The 4,996-nt window shown below is 43.3% G+C and carries 2 protein-coding genes; both read left to right on the forward strand.

Annotated features, from left to right (window positions below; genetic code table 11):
- The first annotated feature begins 675 nt into the window (after positions 1 to 675).
- On the forward strand, positions 676 to 2,223 hold the full coding sequence (locus QTO00_RS14680) for a DUF3360 family protein (RefSeq protein WP_331425460.1): 1,548 nt from the start codon (positions 676 to 678) through the stop codon (positions 2,221 to 2,223).
- 320 nt (positions 2,224 to 2,543) lie between these two features.
- On the forward strand, positions 2,544 to 4,820 hold the full coding sequence (gene pflB, locus QTO00_RS14685) for a formate C-acetyltransferase (protein WP_331425461.1): 2,277 nt from the start codon (positions 2,544 to 2,546) through the stop codon (positions 4,818 to 4,820).
- The last annotated feature ends 176 nt before the right edge of the window (positions 4,821 to 4,996 follow it).

Raw genomic sequence — 4,996 nt, forward strand, 5'->3', positions numbered from 1 at the left:
GTACATCATTCATGCGCTTAACTCCCTGTTATTATTTTGCCCATCTTCATCAATGTGATGGGTTCATGTAGAGCTTCAGCCCACATAGCGATTTAAACTAGCACTAGACCCAAAAACATGCAACAAATTATTAACCTAAAATTTGGCAATTTATAACCAGATCATATGACTAATTATTCATTTTTTAGTTGAATAAGCTTAAAATCTCGCATAAATCAAATCAGCAGACTCAAAACATGAGTCTGGTTTCATGTAACATTTTTATAAAAACAAGATCTAAATCTATATTCGCGTCAAGTGCATATGAATACGTGCACATTCAACAAGCGTTATTCTGTAAACCTTACATACTGAAATTTAATTTCACCATATAGCAGTTTCATTTAAACGATGAATGAATAGTGTGTAGTTTACTTTCACAATCTTTCTTAAAGTGATCTAAATCAATCACTCTTCAGGGTTAGCACGTTAAACTCGCCACAAAGATAAAAGCCTAAATAATCGTAAGTTTTGTCTTTTATTTCCCTTAGCTATGGCACATTAACTATGAGCTACTATAAAGTGGGAAGAGACCCAATGTAAGACTCTACATTAGGTTTATAGAGAGGGACCGTCACACAATAATAATCGGTTCCCTGCTTAAAGAATTTTTAACTTTGTATATATGAGGAATCTATGTCAGACGCAGTCAATAAACCGCACTCTGATTCGGATATCGAAAACAAGAGCTATCAAGAGCTGCATCGTCCAGCTTCTGAATTTGAGAGCCGTTCAGATTATCTAGACCACGAACTGCAAATCATGAAGCCTCGTCGCTTCGGTTTGAACCTACCTGGTCGCGACTTCCGTTTCGAGCTTGAAGACCTAGTTCCAGCATTAGCAGGTACTATCGGCATTATCGCGATGTACTCTGCGGTAATGATGTCTTGGGCCGATGGCCTAACCGCAGCATGGGATCACGTAAACCTAGGTAAAGAGTTTGCTATCGAAGTAGCCCGTGTAGAGATGCTTATTCCAGCACTGCTTTTCTGTGTGCTTGCATCAGGCTTTATTAACCCAAGAGCGAACCTTGCTGGTAACCACGGTCCAATGATTCCTCTAATCGGCTCTATCGCTTTAGCCGGTGCACACCCTCTTGCTCTTGCTATCCTTTTGGGCGTATTTGGTCTGTTGCTTAGTTACTTCAAAGGTGGCTCAAAACTGGTTAACTTAACCTCGCAAGGTACTGCGGGCGGCTTGTTAATCTTCCTTGGCTTCACCGGAACCATGAGCCAAATCGGTTCTATCCAAGATTGGGCAGTTAGCCTACAGTCTGCTGATGTTGAAGCGGGTAGCATGGGTTACGTTGGACTTATCGTGTTAGGTATCAACATCGCAGTGTACGCCTACTTAGCGAAAATCAACAAACGCTGGCTAGCCATTCCAGTTTGTGCCATCACAGGCTTGATCCTAGCTCTAGGTTTAGGGGCTGGTTTCGACCTTACGTTCGAAACGGAAATGGGTCTTCCAAACCTAAATCCAGTTTACTGGTGGGGCAGCACTGAGCAAGGTTGGATGCTAGGTCTACCAAACCTACAACACTTTATTGCATCACTGCCATTTGCAATCCTAGCGGTAGCTATGTGGTCTCCAGACTTCTTAGGTCACCGTATTTTCCAAGAACTAAACTACCCACGTAAAACCGAAAAAGTACTGATGGACGTAGATGACACTATGACCATGTGTTCTATCCGTCAAATGGTAGGTACTGCTGTTGGTGGTGGTAACATCACTTCTTCTTGGGGTACATACATGATCCCAGCAGCAATTGCTAAGCGTCCTATCCCTGCTGGTGCGATTCTACTTGGTTCTCTATGTATTATCGTTGCGATCCTTGGTTTCCCAATGGATGTTGCGGTTTGGCCTCCAGTAATGCGTGTTGCACTACTAGTAGGTGTATTCCTACCGCTACTAGAAGCAGGTATGCAAATGGTTAAAGAGACCAAAGACTCGCAAGCAGCAGGTATCTGTATCTTCGCTTCTGTCGTTGCAAACCCTGTTCTAGCATGGGCACTGACCATGTTCCTAGACAACAATGGCCTAATTGGTGACAAGGAGCGTGCAGCTCGCCTATCGTTCATCGATAAGATTGTTATTCCTGTAGGTGTATTTGCAATCTGTCTAGTCGCAATGCTTGCAGTAGGTATGCTTGAAGGCCAATACGGCATCCCAGCATTTCTATAATCCAATCAAGTTGAGAGCCAAACTGGCTCTCAACTTTTTTTTAATTCACTCAATTAAACTTAAAAATTTCGCTTCAAACTGTCATTTATTGATTTAGTTTAAGGTTTGCAGTTTTTTTTTAGTTTATTATTGAAACTCAATGAATAACGCACCATATAAGAATAGTAACAATATTTATGGTCACCTCTCTTCCAGTGTTTGGAATTAGAGTCTATACATATTGTTATTCATAAGAGTGTACCGTCCCATCTAATGGGAATCTGACTCGCTCAACGGATCAGATAGGTACGTGTTTTTTCTACTAAAAAGGTAGGTATGTCATGGCAGAGCAATTTGCTAAAGCTTGGGAAGGTTTTGCTAACGGTGATTGGCAAAACGAAGTAAACGTTCGCGACTTCATTCAGAAGAACTACGCACCGTATGAAGGCGACGAGTCTTTCCTAGTTTCTGAAGGTACTGAAGCAACAAACAAGCTTTGGGCCAAAGTAATGGAAGGTATCAAGATCGAAAACTCAACTCACGCACCAGTTGATTTCGATACTGACGTAATCTCTACCATCACTGCTCACGACGCAGGTTACATCGAGAAAGACCTAGAAACTATCGTTGGTCTTCAAACTGATGCTCCTCTTAAGCGCGCTATCATCCCTAACGGTGGTATCCGCATGGTTGAAGGTTCTTGTAAAGTTTACGGTCGTGAACTAGATCCTAAAATCAAAGAAATCTACACAGATTACCGTAAAACTCACAACGCTGGTGTTTTTGATATCTACACTTCAGACATCCTAAAATGTCGTAAGTCTGGTGTTCTAACTGGTCTTCCAGATGCATACGGTCGTGGTCGTATCATCGGTGACTACCGTCGTGTAGCTCTATACGGTGTGGACTTCCTAATCAAAGACAAGCTAGCTCAATTCGCTTCTCTACAAGAGAAATTCGAAAACGGCGAAGATCTTCAAATGACGATGCAACTTCGTGAAGAAATTGCAGAGCAACACCGTGCACTAGGCCAAATGAAAGTTATGGCTGAGAAATACGGTTGTGACATCTCTCGTCCAGCTGAAAGTGCACAAGAAGCTATCCAGTGGACTTACTTCGGCTACCTAGCTGCTGTTAAGTCTCAAAACGGTGCTGCAATGTCTCTAGGCCGTACTTCTACGTTCCTAGATATCTTCATCGAGCGCGATATCGCTGCAGGTAAGATCACTGAAGAACAAGCTCAGGAAATGATCGACCACTTCGTAATGAAACTACGTATGGTTCGTTTCCTACGTACTCCTGAGTACGATGACCTATTCTCTGGCGACCCAATCTGGGCAACAGAATCTATGGGTGGTATGGGTCTTGACGGTCGTACACTCGTTACACGTACTAACTTCCGTTTCCTAAACTCTCTATACACTATGGGTCCTTCTCCAGAGCCGAACATCACTGTTCTATGGTCTGAGCAGCTACCTGAAGGCTTCAAGAAGTTCTGTGCGAAAGTATCTATCGATACTTCTTCAATCCAGTACGAAAACGACGACCTAATGCGCCCAGACATGGAGTCAGACGACTACGCAATCGCATGTTGTGTATCTCCAATGGTTGTTGGTAAGCAAATGCAGTTCTTCGGTGCTCGTGCTAACCTTGCTAAAACTATGCTTTACGCAATCAACGGTGGTGTTGATGAGAAGCTGAAGATGCAAGTTGGTCCAGAAATGCCAAAAATCACTTCAGAAGTACTAGACTTCAACGAAGTATGGAACAACCTAGACCACTTCATGGATTGGCTAGCTAAACAGTACGTTGCTGCACTAAACAGCATCCACTTCATGCACGACAAGTACTCTTACGAAGCTGCTCTAATGGCTCTACACGATCGTGACGTGTACCGTACTATGGCTTGTGGTATTGCTGGTCTATCTATCGCTGCTGACTCACTATCTGCAATCAAGCACGCGAAAGTTAAACCAATCCGTGACGAAGACGGCATTGCTATCGACTTCGAAATCGAAGGTGATTACCCTAAATTTGGTAACAACGATTCTCGCGTAGATGACATCGCTTGTGAACTAGTTGAAGTGTTCATGAACAAGATCCGTAAGCTTAAGACTTACCGTGATGCTGTTCCTACTCAGTCTATCCTTACTATCACGTCTAACGTTGTATACGGTAAGAAGACTGGTAACACTCCAGATGGTCGTCGCGCAGGTGCTCCGTTTGCTCCAGGTGCAAACCCAATGCACGGCCGTGATGAAAAAGGTGCTGTAGCATCTCTAACATCTGTAGGAAAACTGCCATTTGCTCACGCGAAAGACGGTATCTCTTACACATTCTCTATCGTACCTAACGCACTAGGTAAAGAAGAGAACTCACAACGTGCTAACCTAGCTGGTCTAATGGATGGTTACTTCCACCACGAAGCTGGTATCGAAGGCGGTCAGCACCTAAACGTGAACGTTCTTAACCGCGAAACTCTAGAAGACGCTGTTAAGCACCCTGAGAAATACCCTCAGCTAACAATCCGTGTATCTGGTTACGCTGTTCGCTTCAACTCTCTAACTAAAGAGCAACAAGCTGACGTAATCGCACGTACTTTCACTGAGTCTCTATAATTCTCAGCTGATTGAATAGTTTAAAGCCCCGCACACTGCGGCAATGTAGATCAGATAAGGATCGGTTGACCGATCCTTCTGATGAGAGACAATCGGAAACCTGTTTATAGGTTTCCGATTTTTTATGTCTATTCAAAACTGTTTTGCCGACTTCCTTGAAGAAAACCCTGTTGATG

The organism is Vibrio sp. M260118, assembly GCF_036533755.1.
Taxonomy (GTDB): domain Bacteria; phylum Pseudomonadota; class Gammaproteobacteria; order Enterobacterales; family Vibrionaceae; genus Vibrio.

Coding starts and splice junctions, on each gene's coding strand:
- QTO00_RS14680 (WP_331425460.1), top strand. CDS start 676: ATGTCAGACGCAGTCAATAAACCGCACTCTGATTCGGATATCGAAAAC.
- pflB (WP_331425461.1), top strand. CDS start 2,544: ATGGCAGAGCAATTTGCTAAAGCTTGGGAAGGTTTTGCTAACGGTGAT.